The organism is Streptomyces sp. NBC_00273, from assembly GCF_036178145.1.
Taxonomy (GTDB): Bacteria; Actinomycetota; Actinomycetes; order Streptomycetales; family Streptomycetaceae; genus Streptomyces.
The window spans coordinates 3,513,601-3,530,100 of the sequence record NZ_CP108067.1 but is presented as its reverse complement, the minus strand read 5'-3'; the positions used below and the strand labels follow the sequence as shown (position 1 = coordinate 3,530,100).

11 protein-coding genes are annotated in these 16,500 nt (G+C 71.5%); 8 read left to right on the top strand and 3 right to left on the bottom strand.

Annotation, left to right across the window (positions count from 1 at the left end; translation table 11 throughout):
• Positions 1-153 precede the first annotated feature (153 nt).
• Positions 154-1,587: a sugar porter family MFS transporter gene (locus OG386_RS14730; protein ID WP_328788554.1), complete on the top strand. Its 1,434-nt coding sequence runs from the start codon at positions 154-156 to the stop codon at positions 1,585-1,587.
• A 41-nt stretch (positions 1,588-1,628) separates the two neighbouring features.
• Here the strand turns inward: OG386_RS14730 and OG386_RS14725 are convergent, their stop codons facing one another.
• Positions 1,629-2,615 (bottom strand): LLM class flavin-dependent oxidoreductase, encoded by a 987-nt coding sequence (locus tag OG386_RS14725; protein ID WP_030009363.1) that lies wholly within the window; start codon positions 2,613-2,615, stop codon positions 1,629-1,631.
• A gap of 63 nt (positions 2,616-2,678) precedes the next feature.
• Positions 2,679-4,142 carry a cytosine permease gene (locus tag OG386_RS14720; protein WP_328788553.1) on the bottom strand — a complete coding sequence of 488 codons (1,464 nt, stop codon included), beginning with the start codon at positions 4,140-4,142 and terminating at the stop codon, positions 2,679-2,681.
• A gap of 144 nt (positions 4,143-4,286) precedes the next feature.
• On the opposite strand from OG386_RS14720, the gene ftsY reads away from it, so the two are divergent.
• A complete protein-coding gene (ftsY, locus tag OG386_RS14715; protein ID WP_328788552.1) occupies positions 4,287-5,504 on the top strand; it encodes a signal recognition particle-docking protein FtsY in 1,218 nt (405 codons plus the stop codon).
• A 113-nt stretch (positions 5,505-5,617) separates the two neighbouring features.
• Here the strand turns inward: ftsY and OG386_RS14710 are convergent, their stop codons facing one another.
• Positions 5,618-6,286, bottom strand: coding sequence for a bifunctional DNA primase/polymerase (locus OG386_RS14710; RefSeq protein ID WP_328788551.1), 669 nt, complete (start codon positions 6,284-6,286; stop codon positions 5,618-5,620).
• 420 nt (positions 6,287-6,706) lie between these two features.
• On the opposite strand from OG386_RS14710, the gene nsdA reads away from it, so the two are divergent.
• The 6 genes from nsdA to ftsH all read left to right on the top strand — a co-directional run bounded on the left by nsdA (position 6,707) and on the right by ftsH (position 16,500).
• Positions 6,707-8,197, top strand: a complete 1,491-nt coding sequence (gene nsdA, locus OG386_RS14705; protein WP_328788550.1) for a transcriptional repressor NsdA — start codon at positions 6,707-6,709, stop codon at positions 8,195-8,197.
• 312 nt (positions 8,198-8,509) lie between these two features.
• Positions 8,510-9,853 carry an ammonium transporter gene (locus OG386_RS14700; RefSeq protein ID WP_328788549.1) on the top strand — a complete coding sequence of 448 codons (1,344 nt, stop codon included), beginning with the start codon at positions 8,510-8,512 and terminating at the stop codon, positions 9,851-9,853.
• Positions 9,850-10,188: a P-II family nitrogen regulator gene (locus OG386_RS14695; protein WP_030009357.1), complete on the top strand. Its 339-nt coding sequence runs from the start codon at positions 9,850-9,852 to the stop codon at positions 10,186-10,188. The genes OG386_RS14700 and OG386_RS14695 overlap by 4 nt, the downstream gene beginning before the upstream one ends.
• Positions 10,189-10,205: 17 nt before the next feature.
• Positions 10,206-12,632, top strand: a complete 2,427-nt coding sequence (locus tag OG386_RS14690; RefSeq protein WP_328788548.1) for a [protein-PII] uridylyltransferase — start codon at positions 10,206-10,208, stop codon at positions 12,630-12,632.
• 228 nt (positions 12,633-12,860) lie between these two features.
• Positions 12,861-14,432, top strand: coding sequence for a signal recognition particle protein (gene ffh, locus OG386_RS14685; RefSeq protein WP_328788547.1), 1,572 nt, complete (start codon positions 12,861-12,863; stop codon positions 14,430-14,432).
• Between the two features lie 94 nt (positions 14,433-14,526).
• The gene (ftsH, locus tag OG386_RS14680) at positions 14,527-16,500 is read left to right on the top strand and encodes an ATP-dependent zinc metalloprotease FtsH (RefSeq protein WP_443053171.1); all 1,974 of its coding nucleotides are present in this window, start codon (positions 14,527-14,529) and stop codon (positions 16,498-16,500) included.

The following is a 16,500-nucleotide window of genomic DNA, read 5'->3' as shown; positions in this document are numbered from 1 at the left end:
TCGGCAATCTTCCGGACACGTGAACTTCACGCCAAGTATTGACTTCAGAAACTGAACGCATAGGCTCGCTCCGCTGTCTCCCGCCTTCGAGTGGTGCCCGATCTTGAACTGTGCGCCACTGTGAGGACGGACAAAACCCCCACGGAGCACACCTTGACCAGCAGCACATCGCGGGCCTCGGCACCGGGCGGCGGATCCTCGCCGCACCCCGAGCACCTCGGCCACGTCATCTTCATCGCCGCGGCCGCGGCGATGGGCGGCTTCCTCTTCGGGTACGACAGTTCCGTCATCAACGGCGCCGTCGTCGCCATCCGCGAACGGTTCGACGTCGGGTCCGCGGCGCTCGCCCAGGTGATCGCCGCCGCGTTGATCGGCTGCGCGTTCGGCGCCGCCACCGCGGGCCGCATCGCTGACCGGATCGGCCGAATCCGCTGCATGCAGATCGCCGCCCTCCTCTTCACCGCGAGCGCCCTCGGTTCGGCCCTTCCGTTCGCGCTGTGGGACCTCGCCATGTGGCGCGTCATCGGCGGCATCGGCATCGGCATGGCCTCCGTCATCGGCCCCGCCTACATCGCCGAGGTGTCCCCGGCCGCCTACCGAGGCCGCCTCGCCTCCTTCCAGCAGGCCGCCATCGTCATCGGCATCGCCGTCTCCCAGCTCGTGAACTGGGCCATCCTGAACCTCGCCGACGGGGACCAGCGCGGCAACATCGCGGGCCTGGAGGCCTGGCAGTGGATGCTGGGCGTCATGGTCGTCCCGGCCGCCCTCTACGGGCTGATGTCCTTCGTCATCCCCGAGTCCCCCCGCTTCCTGATCTCCGTCGGCCGCAACGACGAGGCCAGGAAGGTGCTGACCGAGGTCGAGGGTTCGAAGATCGACCTGGACGAACGGGTCGCCGAGATCGAGCACGCGATGCGCTCCGAGCACAAGTCCACCTTCAAGGACCTGCTCGGAGGCCGCTTCGGCTTCCTGCCCATCGTCTGGGTCGGTATCGGCCTCTCGCTCTTCCAGCAGCTGGTCGGCATCAACGTGATCTTCTACTACAGCTCCTCGCTGTGGCAGTCGGTCGGCATCGACCCGAGCGCCTCGTTCCTGTACTCCTTCGAGACCTCGGTCGTGAACATCATCGGCACGGTGATCGCGATGATCTTCGTCGACCGGATCGGCCGCAAGCCGCTCGCCCTCATCGGCTCCGTCGGCATGTCGATCTCGCTGGGCCTGGCCGCCTGGGCCTTCTCCTTCAAGTCCGGGGTCGGCGACGACATCTCCCTGCCGCACGCCCAGGGCATCGTGGCCCTGATCGCCGCCAACTGCTTCGTCCTCTTCTTCGCCCTCTCCTGGGGCGTGGTCGTCTGGGTGCTGCTCGGCGAGATGTTCCCGGGCCGCATCCGGGCCGCGGCCCTCGGCGTGGCCGCCGCCGCCCAGTGGATCGCCAACTGGGTCATCACCGTCAGCTTCCCGACGCTCTCGGACTGGAACCTGTCCGGCGCGTACATGATCTACACCGGCTTCGCCCTGCTCTCGATCCCGTTCATCCTCAAGTGGGTGCCGGAGACCAAGGGCAAGGCGCTGGAGGAGATGGGGTAACCACCCCCGCCAACGCCCCTTCTCCTCGATGCTGCCCCGGCTCAGTCCTTGAGCCGGGGCAGTACCTGTTCGCAGAGCAGGTGCAGGCTCCGCCAGCCCTCGTCCAGCGGCATCCCGCCGCACAGCGGGTGCAGGACCAGGTTCCCCGCCTCGCCCGCGGCCCGGCCGTACGCGACCGCCTCGTCCGGGGTGAGGATGCGGTACACGCCCTCCGCGCGGAGCTCCGCCACCGAGCGCGCGGTCGACCGTACGGCGCTGCGGATGTCCTTGGACTGCCAGGACGCGTACGTGCCCGCCTCGTGCAGGAAGCGCTCGCCGTGCTCGGCCCAGACCCGGTCGGGGTCCTCCGCGACGTGCAGCAGCGGGGTCTCGGCCGCCGGCATCATGCAGAAGCCCTCCGTGCCGTACTCCGCCAGCCGTGCGGTGTAGTACGCCTCCAGCTCCGGCAGGTGCGCGCTGGGGAAGAAGGGCAGCCCCAGCCGGGCGGCGCGGCGGGCCGCGGCCTCGGAGCTGCCGCCGACCAGCAGCAGCGGGTGGGGCCGGGTGAACGGCGTCGGGGTGACCCGTACCGTGCGGCCGCGGAACTCGAAGGGCTCGCCGGTCCACGCCTTCAGCAGGGTCTCCAGCAGTTCGTCCTGGAGCCTGCCGCGCCGGCCCCACTCCACGCCGTGCTGCTCGTACTCCTCGGGCCGGTAGCCGATCCCCGCGACCGTCACCAGGCGGCCGCCGCTCAGGAGGTCGAGGACGGCGATGTCTTCGGCGACCTTCAGCGGGTCGTACAGCGGGCCGATGATCGCCGAGACGGTGACCGCGATCCGGCGGGTCGCGCCGAAGACCGCGCCCGCGAAGGCGAAGGGGGAGGGCAGCCAGTTGTTGTCGGTGCCGTGGTGCTCCTCGGTCTGGACGGTGTCGATCCCGCGGTCGTCCGCGTACCGGGCCATCTCCAGCGCCGCCTTGTAGCGGGCGGAGAGGGACTCGGGGGTGCCGTTCGGGTCGACGAGATTGAACCGGGCCACGGTGATGGGCATGGAGGAGTCCCCCTTCGCCGGATGTGGGTGGGCGGGCGAAGGGGGACGTTAGCTGACGTGGCGTCAGTTGGACAGGGATCCGGCGGGCTCGCGCTCACCGGCCGCGGCCGGCTCCACCGGCTCCACCCGCGCCGTGCGCGGCAGCACGGCGTACAGCACGGCCGAGGTGAGGATGCCCGCCGCCCAGCCCAGGCCGTTCTCTCCGATCCAGGTGGAGGCGAGCGGTCCGGCGAACCAGTCCACCTTGGTGAACAGCAGGCCCACGACGAGGGCGAGGGCCCAGGCGGTCATCGCCTGCCAGGCGAAGCCGCCCTTGTACCAGTAGGCGCTGGTCCGCGTGGTGTCCAGCAGCGCGGGGCCGTCGTAGGTCGTGCGGTGCAGCATGTCCACGCCGAAGACGCCGATCCACGCGGAGAACGCCACGGCCAGCAGGGTCAGGAAGGAGATGAACGAGCCGAAGAAGCTGGTGGCGACCACCATCAGCAGGAACCCGAAGACCAGGCTGATGACCGCGTTGACGCTGACGGCCGCGGCCCGCGGGACCTTGATGCCCAGGGTCTGGGCGGTGAACCCGGCCGAGTACATCGACATCGAGTTGATCAGCAGCATGCCGACGAGTGCGATGAGCAGGTACGGGACCGCGATCCAGGTCGGGAGCAGCTCGCCGATGAAGGACACCGGGTCCTGGGCCGTGGCCAGGTCCGGGGTGCCGACGGCCATCACCGCGCCCATCAGGACCATCGGGAGCACGACCACGCCGGCGCCGCCGATCGTCGCGCCGACCATGCCCTTGGAGGAGGCGGTGCGCGGCAGGTAGCGGGTGAAGTCGGGTCCCGAGGGCACCCAGCTGATGCCGCCGGCCGCGATCGTACCGATGCCCGCGATCATCATCGCGCTGGAGCCGGCCGGCTTGTCGAAGACGGCGGACCAGTCGGTGGTGAAGACCAGGTACCCGAGGACGAGCACGCTGAACGCGCCGAAGAGGTACGTCGACCACGTGGAGCAGACGCGCAGGGCGTTGATGCCGAGGCCCGAGACCACGAAGGTGCAGCCCACGAAGAACAGCAGGGTGACGACGATGAGCGGGGTGCTGCTGCGGACCCCGAACAGCAGGTCGAGCACGGTCAGTACGGCGTAGGCGCCGCTGACCGCGTTGATGGTCTCCCAGCCCCAGCGGGCCACCCAGATCAGGGCGCCCGGGAAGAGGTTGCCGCGCTGCCCGAACACCGCCCGCGACAGGGCCATGCCGGGGGCGCCGCCGCGCTTGCCCGCGATGGATATCAGGCCGACGATCCCGTACGAGACGACCGGCGCGGCGACCGCGACGACGAGCACCTGCCAGATGTTGAGCTTGTTGAAGATCACCAGCCCCGCACCCATGGTCAGCAGCAGCACGCTGATGTTGGCGGCGACCCAGGTGGGTACGAGCTCGCGGACCCGGCCGCTGCGCTCGCTGTCCGGGACGGGTTCCAGGCCGCGGGTCTCGATCGCGGTTTCGGCTGCGCCGTCGGCGGGCTCGGCAGGCATGCGATTGCTCCGTTGGGGAGGTTATGAGGGGAAGTCGTTCATCATCATGGATTTGCTGCTAAAACCACAAACCGCGGCTTACGTCCCGGTCCGCACGCCCGGGTTCCCGGCTCCGGGGTGGCCGTGTCCGATACTGGTGGGGTTATGGACATCCTCATCCTTGCTGTAGTCATCGCCCTGGTCGCGGTCGGTGTGATCAGCGGGCTCGTGGTCAGCAGCCGCAAGAAGAAGCAGCTGCCGCCGCCGGCACCGCCGAGCACGCCGACCATCACTGCTCCGCCTGCCGAGCCGCAGGTGGGGGAGGACGCCGTAGAGACGGCGGAAGAGCCGCGCCGCACGATCGAGGAGGTCGGACTCCCGGAGGCCGCAGCTCCCGTCGAGGCGCCGGTAGTCGAACCCGTGCCCGCGGCCCCGGCCGCGCCCGAGATCGAGGTGCCCGAGCCCACCGCCGGGCGCCTGGTCCGGCTGCGCGCCCGCCTGGCCCGGTCGCAGAACTCCCTCGGCAAGGGGCTGCTCACGCTGCTCTCCCGGGAGCACCTCGACGAGGACACCTGGGAGGAGATCGAGGAGACCCTCCTCGTCGCCGACGTCGGTGTCGTGCCGACCCAGGAGCTCGTGGACCGGCTCCGCGAGCGGGTCAAGGTGCTCGGCACCCGGACCCCGGCGGACCTGCGCACCCTGCTCAAGGAGGAGCTGCTGACCCTGGTCGGCACCGACTTCGACCGCGCCGTGAAGACGGAGAGCGGCGAGGACACCCCCGGCGTGATCATGGTCGTCGGCGTCAACGGCACCGGCAAGACCACCACCACCGGCAAGCTGGCCCGGGTGCTCGTCGCCGACGGCCGCAGCGTGGTGCTCGGCGCGGCCGACACCTTCCGCGCCGCCGCCGCCGACCAGCTCCAGACCTGGGGCGAGCGCGTCGGCGCCCGTACCGTACGCGGCCCCGAGGGCGGCGACCCGGCCTCGATCGCCTACGACGCGGTCAAGGAGGGCATCGCCGAGGGCGCCGACGTGGTGCTCATCGACACCGCGGGCCGCCTGCACACCAAGACCGGCCTGATGGACGAGCTCGGCAAGGTCAAGCGCGTCGTGGAGAAGCACGGTCCGCTGGACGAGATCCTGCTGGTCCTGGACGCCACCACCGGGCAGAACGGCCTGACCCAGGCCCGTGTCTTCGCCGAGGTCGTGGACATCACCGGCATCGTGCTGACCAAGCTCGACGGCACGGCCAAGGGCGGCATCGTCGTCGCCGTCCAGCGCGAACTGGGCGTACCGGTGAAGCTCATCGGCCTCGGTGAGGGTCCGGACGACCTGGCGCCCTTCGAGCCGGAGGCGTTCGTGGACGCCCTGATCGGCGACTGACCGCCGTCCCGCACGGACACCGGTGCCCCCGCGTTCCACCGGAACGCGGGGGCACCGTCATGCGTGGCTCCGATGCGGCTCTGGTGGGGCTCCGGCGCGCCACCAGAACGCGACTACCGCCGGAAGCGGTGGCAGATGTAAGCGAGGGTCCCCAGCAGCAGCCTGGCCTGCGGCGGGCCGCCGGCGGAGTCGAGCGCGGGCGGCCGCAGCCAGCCGACGTGACCGAGCCCGGCGCGGTCGGAGGGCGGGGCCGTCACGAACGCGCCGTGCCCCAGGGCCCGCAGGTCGAGGTCGGCGTCGTCCCAGCCCATCCGGTACAGCAACTGCGGCAGTTCGGCAGCCGCTCCCGGGGCCACGAAGAACTGCGCCCGACCGTCGGCGGTGACGATGACCGGGCCGAGCGGCAGGCCCATCCGCTCCAGCCGCACCAGCGCGCGCCGCCCGGCCTCCTCGGAGACCTCGATGACGTCGAAGAAACGGCCCACGGGGAGCAGTACGGCGGCGCCCGGGTACTCGCTCCAGGCCTCGGTGACCTCGTCCAGGGTGGCCCCGGCCGGGACCGTGGGGGCGAAGGCCAGGGGATGCGCCCCGGGTTCGGGGCACGCCCCGTCCCCGCAGGAGCAGTCGCGGGCGGGGGCTGCGGCGCGGGCGCCGGGGACCACGTCCCACCCCCACAGCCCGGTGTACTCCGCCACCGCCGTGCACTCCGAGGTCCGGCCGCGGCGCCGGGTGCCGGAGCGGAACTCCTTGGTGCTGCGGCTGCCGCCGATCGTGAAGCCCATGCCCATGCCCCCTCCAACGGGTCGGACGTGCCGGTGGTTACGAAGCCGGTGCGACGACCTCGGCGGGACCTCTGCCGGCCGTCCCACCGCGGGGTGTCCTCCGATGCCGCCCGGCGCACTCCTCGCCGCGCGCGCCCCGAGCGCACTCCAGTCCAACCGATCCGCTTTCACCTCGGTGTCAAGTGAATCGCGCCTGGCCGGTGGCTAGTTCATTCGAAGGGGTGGCGAATGGTGGCGTTTCTGGAATCAACCTCGCCGCAGGGGTGATCGTAGGATTACTTTCGGTACACGAAACCGAAGGCGGCCCATCCGTGGGTATGCCGGAGGCAATATGTGAAGGACCTGTGAAGGTCCATGGTGGCGCCCGGCGTCCCGGCCAAGGTTTCGTGTGGAAGATGCTGAGCGGATGGGGGCGTTCCAGTGAGCGGCAACGGCGCAAGCGGAACGATCGAGGATGCTGCTGCGCGCAACGAGCAGCTGACCTCGTGGTTCGTCCGCAGCGGCTGGTCCAAGGGTGAACTCGCCCGGCAAGTCAACCGCCGGGCGCGCCAGATGGGTGCCCACCACATCAGCACGGACACCTCCCGGGTGCGTCGCTGGCTCGACGGTGAACAGCCCCGCGAACCCGTCCCGCGCATCCTGTCCGAGCTGTTCTCCGAGCGCTTCGGCTCCGTCGTCGCCATCGAGCAGCTCGGCCTGCGCACCGCCCACCAGACCCCCTCCGTCTCCGGGGTCGACCTGCCCTGGGCCGGCCCGCAGACCGTCGAACTGCTCGGCGAGTTCTCCCGCAGCGACCTGATGCTGGCGCGCCGCGGCTTCCTCGGGACCTCGCTCGCCCTCTCCGCCGGCCCCGCCCTCATCGAGCCCATGCAGCGCTGGCTCGTCCCGGTACCGGCCGCCGACCGGGGACCGCGCGGGGCGGGGCCGACGGGGGCCCTCGGCGGCCACCGCCCGCCCCGGCTCTCCGAACCGGAACTCGACCTCCTCGACGCCACCACCGTCATGTTCCGCCAGTGGGACGCCCAGTGCGGCGGGGGACTGCGCCGCAAGGCCGTCGTGGGCCAGCTCCACGAGGTCACCGACCTGCTCCAGGAGAACCACCCGGCGCCGGTCATGAAGCGGCTCTTCAAGGTCGCCGCCGAACTGGCCGAACTGGCCGGCTGGATGAGCTACGACATCGGCCTGCACCCCACCGCGCAGAAGTACTTCGTGCTCGCGCTGCACGCCGCCAAGGAGGGCGGCGACAAGCCGCTCGGCTCGTACATCCTCTCCAACATGAGCCGCCAGATGATCCACCTGGGCCGCCCCGAAGACGCCCTGGAACTCATCCACCTCGCGCAGTACGGCAGCCGCGACTGCGCCGGCCCGCGCACCCAGGCCATGCTGTATGCGATGGAGGCCCGCGCGTACGCCAACATGGGCCAGCCCAGCCGGTGCAAGCGGGCCGTGCGGATGGCCGAGGACACCTTCTCCGACGTCGGCTTCGCGGGCGAGCCCGAACCCGACTGGATCCGCTTCTTCTCCGAGGCCGAGCTGAACGGCGAGAACTCCCACTCGTACCGGGACCTGGCCTACGTGGCCGGGCGCAGCCCCATGTACGCCTCCCTCGCCGAGCCCGTCATGGAACGGGCCGTCGAGCTCTTCGAGAAGGACGAGGAGCACCAGCGCTCCTACGCCCTCAACCTCATCGGCATGGCCACCGTGCACCTGCTCCAGCGTGAGCCCGAGCAGGCCGCGGCCCTCGTCGGCCGCGCCCTCGACGTGGCGGGAAAGGTGCGGTCCGAACGGGTGAACACCCGCCTGCGCAAGACCGTAGACACCGCCGCCCGTGAGTACGGCGACGTCGCCGAGGTGGTCCGGCTCACCGACCACCTCGCTTCCCGGCTCCCCGAAGCCGCGGAGGCCGTCTGACGGCCCGCGCGGCCGCCCCCGAGGCCCCGGCCGCGGCAGTCACCCCGTGAAGCCCGATCAGGCTCCCCCAGCCAGGACATCCGGGTACTGCCGCGGCCGGCTTTTCGTGATCCACCTGTTCATTGACGCGTAACACGCCCGCCCTCTTCGTCACGGGCGCGAAACACCGAGCGGCGCCGCCGGAAACCGGCCTGCGCGAATCTCGGGGTCATTAACCGGCCAGCCTCCCCAGCCCGGCCGGACACCCCTTTTACGCCGCTCAGGTTTTCACGATCGCCCGCACGCGAACGTACCGACGACGAGGAGACGCCGATGGCATCAGCCATCACGACCCTCGCGGCAGACGCCCCGACGCTGTCTGCCGCGAACACCGGGTTCATGCTCATCTGCTCCGCCCTGGTCATGCTGATGACCCCGGGACTCGCCTTCTTCTACGGAGGCATGGTCCGCGTCAAGAGCAGCCTCAACATGCTGATGATGAGCTTCATCAGCCTCGGGATCGTCACGATCCTGTGGGTCCTCTACGGCTTCAGCCTCGCCTTCGGCACCGACTCCGGCTCCCTCATCGGCTGGAACTCCGACTACGTCGGCCTCAGCGGCATCGGGATCACCGAGCTGTGGGACGGCTACACCATCCCGGTCTACGTCTTCGCCGTCTTCCAGCTGATGTTCGCCGTGATCACCCCCGCCCTGATCAGCGGTGCGCTGGCCGACCGCGTGAAGTTCGGCGCATGGGTCCTGTTCACCGCGCTGTGGGTCACCGTCGTCTACTTCCCCGTCGCCCACTGGGTCTGGGGCGCCGGCGGCTGGCTCTTCGAGCTCGGCGTCATCGACTTCGCGGGCGGCACCGCCGTCCACATCAACGCCGGCGCCGCCGCCCTCGGCGTGATCCTCGTCATCGGCAAGCGCGTCGGCTTCAAGAAGGACCCGATGCGCCCGCACAGCCTCCCGCTCGTGATGCTCGGCGCCGGCCTCCTGTGGTTCGGCTGGTTCGGCTTCAACGCGGGCTCCTGGCTCGGCAACGACGACGGCGTCGGCGCGGTCATGTTCGTCAACACCCAGGTCGCCACCGCCGCCGCCATGCTCGCCTGGCTCGGCTACGAGAAGCTGCGCCACGGCTCCTTCACCACCCTGGGCGCCGCCTCCGGCGCGGTCGCCGGCCTCGTCGCCATCACGCCCTCGGGCGGTGCGGTCAGCCCGCTCGGCGCGATCGCCATCGGTGTCATCGCCGGTGTGCTCTGCGCCATGGCCGTCGGCCTCAAGTACAAGTTCGGCTACGACGACTCCCTCGACGTGATCGGCGTCCACCTCGTCGGCGGCGTGGTCGGCTCCCTGCTCGTCGGCCTCTTCGCCACCGGCGGGGTCCAGTCCGACGTGGCCGGCCTCTTCTACGGCGGCGGTCTGGAACAGCTCGGCAAGCAGGCCATCGGGGTCTTCGCCGTCCTCGCCTACTCTCTGGTGGCATCGGCGCTCCTCGCCCTCCTCCTCGACAAGACGATCGGGATGCGGGTGTCCGAGGACGACGAGGTCGCCGGCATCGACCAGGTCGAGCACGCCGAGACGGCCTACGACTTCAGCGGAGCCGGTGGCGGAGCCGCCTCGCGGAGCACCGCCGCACCCGCCCCCTCCGCCGCGACCAAGAAGGTTGACGCATGAAGCTGATCACCGCGATCGTCAAGCCGCACAAGCTGGACGAGATCAAGGAAGCCCTCCAGGCCTTCGGAGTGCAGGGACTGACCGTCACCGAGGCCAGCGGCTACGGCCGCCAGCGCGGCCACACCGAGGTCTACCGGGGTGCCGAGTACCAGGTCGACCTCGTCCCCAAGATCCGCATCGAGGTACTGGTCGACGACTCCGACGCCGAGGAACTGATCCGGGTGATCGTGAGCGCGGCGGCCACCGGAAAGATCGGTGACGGCAAGGTGTGGAGCGTCCCCGTGGACTCGGTCGTACGGGTCCGCACCGGCGAGCGCGGCGCTGACGCGCTCTAGGTGACGGGAGCTCCCGGGTGACGAGCGTCGAAGAGAACACGGACCACACGGCCGACTCGGGAGCCAGCGGATACGCCGCGGCCCGGCTGCGACTCCTCCAGGAGGAGTCGCAGTCCGGGCCTTCGCGCCGTTCCGCCCTGGCCGGGCTGACCGACGCATGGCTGAACGACCTGTTCACGACCGCCGTACGGGAGACGGGCGTCCGCGGTGCCACGCTGGTGGCCGTCGGCGGCTACGGGCGCGCCGAACTCTCCCCGCGCAGCGACCTCGACCTGGTGCTGCTGCACGACGGCAAGGCCGAGCCGCGGGCGCTGGGCGCGCTGGCCGACCGCATCTGGTACCCGGTCTGGGACCTCGGCCTCGCCCTCGACCACTCGGTACGGACCCCCGGCGAGGCCCGCCGCACCGCTGCCGAGGACCTCAAGGTGCACCTCGGCCTGCTGGACGCCCGCACCGTCGCCGGTGACGCCGGACTCCTCGCCGGCCTGCGCACCTCCGTACTGGCCGACTGGCGCAACCAGGCGGCCAAGAGGCTCCCGGAACTGGACTCCCTGTGCCGCGAGCGGGCCGAGCGGGCCGGAGAACTGCGCTTCCTGCTCGAACCCGACCTCAAGGAGGCCCGCGGGGGCCTGCGCGACGTCACCGCGCTGCGGGCGGTCGCCGCGTCCTGGCTGGCCGACGCCCCGCGCGAGGGCCTCGCCGAGGCCCGGCGCCGGCTCCTGGACGCCCGGGACGCCCTGCACCTGGTCACCGGCCGGGCCACCGACCGGCTCTCCCTCCAGGAACAGGACCAGGTCGCGGCCCAGCTCGGACTCCTCGACGCGGACGCGCTGCTGCGCGAGGTGTACGAGGCCGCGCGCGTCGTCGCCTACGCCGCGGACGTCACCTGGCGGGAGGTCGGACGCGTCCTGCGGGCGCGCGCCGCCCGGCCCAGGCTGCGCGGACTGCTCGGCACCCGCGGGGACCGGGCCGCCGCGCGGGCCCCCCTGGCCGAAGGCGTGGTGGAGTCCGACGGCGAGGCCGTACTGGCCCTGGCCGCGCGCCCCGACCGCGATCCCGTACTCGCCCTGCGGTTCGCCGCGGCCGCCGCGCAGGCGGGCCTGCCCGTCTCCCTGCACGCCGTGCGCAGGCTCGCGGCACAGGGAAAACCGCTCCCGGTGCCCTGGCCGGCCGAGGCCCGCGAGCAGCTGCTGACCCTGCTGGGGGCGGGGGAGCCTACGGTGGCCGTGTGGGAGGCCCTGGAGGCCGAGGGGCTGATCACCCGGCTGCTCCCGGACTGGGAGCGGGTGCGCTGCCGCCCCCAGCGCAACCCCGTCCACACCTGGACGGTGGACCGGCACCTGATCGAGACGGCGGTGCGGGCTTCCGCCCTCACCCGCCGGGTCGGCCGCCCCGACCTGCTGCTGATGGCCGCGCTCCTGCACGACATCGGCAAGGGCTGGCCGGGAGACCACTCGGTGGCCGGCGAGACCATCGCCCGCGACGTCGCCGCCCGCGTCGGCTTCGACCCGCACGACGTCGTCGTGCTCGGGGCGCTCGTACGGCACCACCTGCTGCTGATCGACACCGCCACCCGGCGCGACCTGGACGACCCGGCCACGGTCCGCACGGTCGCCGACGCCGTGGGCTCGGTGGGAACGCTGGAGATACTGCACGCCCTGACCGAGGCGGACGCCCTGGCCACCGGGCCGGCGGCGTGGAGCGCGTGGCGGGGATCACTCGTGGCGGACCTCGTCGCGCGGGTCGCCGCCGTACTGCGCGGCACGACCCCGGCAGCCGGAGAGCCGGAGATCCCGACCACCGAACAGGAACGCCTGGCGGTGGAGGCCCTGCGCACCGGGGAGCCGGTCCTGGCGCTCCAGGCCCGTCAGGAGGGCGACGCGGTCGGCGTGGACCTCGTCGTCGCCGTCCCCGACCAGCCGGGGGTCCTTCCGGCGGTGGCCGGGGTCCTGGCCCTGCACCGGCTCACGGTGCGGGCGGCCGACCTGCGCTCCATGGAGCTCCCGGACCGGCTGGGCGAGGTCCTGGTGCTGCGCTGGCGGGTGGCGGCGGAGTACGGCGCGCTGCCGCAGGCCGCCCGGCTCCGTACCGACCTGGTCCGCGCCCTGGACGGCTCGCTGGACGTCCCGGCGAAGCTGGCCGACCGCGAGGCGGCCTATCCGCGCCGGCGCGGGGTGGTCCCGCCGCCGCCCCGGGTCACGGTCGTCCCGGACGTGTCCTCCCTCGCCACGGTCCTGGAGGTGCGAGCGCCGGACGCCGTGGGCCTGCTGCACCGGATCGGCCGGGCGCTGGAGTCCCAGGGGGTCAGGGTCCGCAGCGCACACGTCTCCACGCTGGGCGCGAACGCGGTGGACACGCTGTACGTGACCACCCCCGAGGGCAAGCCCCTCGACCCCACGGAGGCGACGGCCCTGGCCGGCCTGGTGGCGTCGGCCCTGGCGTAGCCGGATGGGGCGCCTCGAACGCCGGCGGGGCTGGAAGATCCAGCCCCGCCGGCGTTCAAGGCGCGGGGTCCGGAGCGGAGCCCGGGGAAACGGCGAAAGGGCGGGGCGGGGAGAAGCTCCGCGCAGCGGCAGACCCGCACCAGGAGCAGGCAGGTCCCCGGATGGGGGAAGGGCCCGATACCCTGGGGGACGACCACAACGCCCCCGACCCGAGGAATCGCGACCACCGTGTTCGATACGCTCTCCGACCGCTTGGCGAATACCTTCAAGGGCCTGCGCGGCAAAGGCCGGCTGTCCGAGGCTGACATCGACGCAGCGGCCCGGGAAATCCGTATCGCTCTCCTCGAGGCCGACGTCGCCCTGCCCGTCGTCCGCTCCTTCATCGCGAACGTCAAGGAACGCGCGCGCGGTGAAGAGGTCAGCAAGGCCCTGAACCCGGGCCAGCAGGTCCTGAAGATCGTCAACGACGAGCTCGTCACGATCCTCGGCGGCGAGACCCGGCGGCTGCGCTTCGCCAAGACCGCCCCCACCGTGATCATGCTGGCCGGTCTCCAGGGTGCCGGTAAGACCACCCTCGCCGGAAAGCTCGGCCTCTGGCTGAAGGGGCAGGGCCACGCCCCGCTGCTGGTCGCGTGCGACCTCCAGCGCCCCAACGCCGTCAACCAGCTGAGCGTCGTCGCCGAGCGCGCCGGCGTGGCCGTGTACGCGCCCCAGCCGGGCAACGGCGTCGGCGACCCGGTCCAGGTCGCGAAGGACTCCGTCGAGTACGCGCGGACCAAGCAGTACGACATCGTCATCGTCGACACCGCCGGCCGCCTCGGCATCGACGCCGAGCTGATGCAGCAGGCCGCGGACATCCGCGACGCCGTCAGCCCCGACGAGATCCTCTTCGTCGTCGACGCCATGATCGGCCAGGACGCGGTCAACACCGCCGAGGCCTTCCGCGACGGCGTCGGCTTCGACGGCGTCGTGCTCTCCAAGCTCGACGGTGACGCCCGAGGCGGTGCCGCGCTCTCCATCGCGCACGTCACCGGCAAGCAGATCATGTTCGCCTCGAACGGCGAGAAGCTCGACGAGTTCGACGCGTTCCACCCCGACCGCATGGCGGGCCGGATCCTCGACATGGGTGACATGCTCACCCTCATCGAGCAGGCCGAGAAGACCTTCTCGCAGGCCGAGGCCGAGAAGATGGCGGCCAAGCTCGCCAAGGGTCCCAAGGAGTTCACGCTCGACGACTTCCTGGCCCAGATGGAGCAGGTCCGCAAGATGGGCTCCATCTCCAAGCTGCTCGGCATGCTGCCCGGCATGGGCCAGATCAAGGACCAGATCAACAACATCGACGAGCGTGACGTCGACCGCATGGCCGCGATCATCAAGTCGATGACCCCGGCCGAGCGCCACGACCCGACGATCATCAACGGCTCGCGCCGTGCCCGTATCGCCAAGGGTTCCGGCGCCGAGGTCAGCGCGGTCAAGTCGCTGGTCGAGCGGTTCTTCGACGCCCGCAAGATGATGTCCCGCATGGCCCAGGGCGGCGGCATGCCGGGCATGCCCGGCATGCCCGGGATGGGTGGCGGCCCCGGCCGGCAGAAGAAGCAGGTCAAGCAGGCCAAGGGCAAGCGCAAGAGCGGCAACCCGATGAAGCGCAAGGAAGAGGAGGCCGCAGCCGCGGCCCGCCGGGAGCAGGGCCCGCAGGCGATCGAGCCCGCGGCCGGCGGCAACCCCTTCGGCCTTCCGGCGGGCGGCCAGGGCGGCGGGGACTTCGACCTTCCGGACGAGTTCAAGAAGTTCATGAAGTAGCACCCGCGCACGTGGGTGAGGAGGGCCCCGGCCGTGTTCGCACGGTCGGGGCCCTCCTGTTCCTCCGCCGGGGCGACGGCCCGATTTATCCCTTATGGTCGGCCGGGAGGATGGCAGAAGGAGACGCCCCGTGCCCAGCCCCGCCCCCGTACCTCCCCGCGACAGGGCCGACACCCCCTGGCGGTCGGAAGGCGCACCGCCCGCCGCTCCGCCGAAGCGGAGGATGCCCGGCGGCTGGCGGGGGCTGATCCTCACCGCGCTGATCGTCTACCTGCTGGCCAACCTCGTGCTGTCCTTCTTCAACGAGGGGGACGAGCCGACCATCTCGTACACCGAGTTCAGCAAGCAGGTCGCCGCGGGCAACGTCGAGAAGATCTACTCCAAGGGCGACGCCATTCAGGGCGAGCTCAAGGCCAAGCAGCCGCTGCCCGACGGCGACAAGGGCGACTACACGAAATTCGTCACCCAGCGCCCCGCCTTCGCCGACGACGCGCTGTGGGCCGACCTCACCAAGCAGAACGTGACCGTCACGGCCTCCCCGGTCGTCGTGCAGCGCAGCTTCCTCGCGAACCTGCTGCTCTCCCTCGCCCCGATGCTGCTGCTGGTCCTCCTGTGGGTGGTCATCGCCCGCCGGATGGGTTCCGGGATGGGCGGCACGGGCGCGCTGGGCCGCAAGGCCCCGCCCAAGCCGGTCGAGCTGGAGACGGGTGCCCGCCGCACCACCTTCGAGGACGTGGCGGGCATCGACGAGGTCGAGGGGGAGCTCAACGACGTCGTCGACTTCCTCAAGAACCCGCAGGCGTACCGGAAGATGGGCGCCCGGATGCCCGGCGGGGTCCTGCTCTCCGGCCCGCCCGGCACCGGCAAGACCCTGCTGGCGCGCGCGGTCGCGGGCGAGGCCGGGGTGCCCTTCTTCTCCGCCTCCGCCTCCGAGTTCATCGAAATGATCGTCGGGGTCGGCGCCTCCCGGGTGCGCGAACTGTTCACCGAGGCGCGCAAGGTGGCTCCCGCGATCATCTTCATCGACGAGATCGACACCATCGGACGGGCCCGCGGCGGCGGCAGTGCCATGGGCGGCCACGACGAACGCGAGCAGACCCTCAACCAGATCCTCACCGAGATGGACGGCTTCTCCGGATCGGAGGGCGTGATCGTCCTCGCGGCCACCAACCGCGCGGACGTGCTGGACCCGGCCCTCACCCGCCCCGGCCGCTTCGACCGCATGGTGGTCGTCTCCCCGCCCGACCGGGCCGGCCGCGAGGCCATCCTGCGCATCCACACCCGGGACATCCCGCTCGCCGACGGCGTCGACCTGGCACACGTGGCCCGTACCACCCCCGGGATGACCGGAGCGGACCTGGCCAACCTGGCGAACGAGGCCGCGCTGCTGGCCGTCAAACGCCAGCAGACGCAGGTGACCGGGGCAGACCTGTCGGACGCCCTGGAGAAGGTCCAGCTCGGCGCCGAGAGGCCGCTGGTCATGCCGGAGGAGGAGCGCCGCCGCACCGCCTACCACGAGAGCGGCCACGCCCTGCTGGGCATGCTCCAACCGGGCGCCGACCCGGTCCGCAAGATCACGATCGTGCCCCGGGGCCGCGCGCTGGGCGTCACCCTCTCCACCCCGGACGCGGACCGGTACGCCTACACCGAGCCGTACCTGCGCGGCCGCATCATCGGCGCGCTCGGCGGCATGGCGGCCGAGCACGTCGTCTACGACGTCATCACCACCGGCGCCGAGAACGACCTGGAGCAGGTGACCAGCATCGTCCGCGGCATGGTCGGCCGCTGGGGCATGAGCGAGCGGATCGGCCGCCTCACCGCGATCCCCTCCGACGGGCAGAGCCCCTACGGACTCTCCGCCGCCCCCGCCACCCTCGATGCGGTCGACCACGAGATGCGGCGCATCGTGGACGAGTGCTACCTGGAGGCCTGCCGCCTGCTGCGCGACCACCGGCCGCAGCTGGACGCCCTGGCCCAGGCCCTCCTCGCCAACGAGACCCTGGACGAACCGGCCGCCTACGCCGCCGCGGGCATCGCGCGGCTGACGAAGGGGCACGGCACCGACTGA

Coding starts and splice junctions, on each gene's coding strand:
- ftsY (WP_328788552.1), top strand. CDS start 4,287: ATGGACATCCTCATCCTTGCTGTAGTCATCGCCCTGGTCGCGGTCGGT.
- OG386_RS14725 (WP_030009363.1), bottom strand. CDS start 2,615: ATGCCCATCACCGTGGCCCGGTTCAATCTCGTCGACCCGAACGGCACC.
- OG386_RS14710 (WP_328788551.1), bottom strand. CDS start 6,286: ATGGGCTTCACGATCGGCGGCAGCCGCAGCACCAAGGAGTTCCGCTCC.
- OG386_RS14695 (WP_030009357.1), top strand. CDS start 9,850: ATGAAGCTGATCACCGCGATCGTCAAGCCGCACAAGCTGGACGAGATC.
- OG386_RS14720 (WP_328788553.1), bottom strand. CDS start 4,142: ATGCCTGCCGAGCCCGCCGACGGCGCAGCCGAAACCGCGATCGAGACC.
- ftsH (WP_443053171.1), top strand. CDS start 14,527: ATGGTCGGCCGGGAGGATGGCAGAAGGAGACGCCCCGTGCCCAGCCCC.
- OG386_RS14700 (WP_328788549.1), top strand. CDS start 8,510: ATGGCATCAGCCATCACGACCCTCGCGGCAGACGCCCCGACGCTGTCT.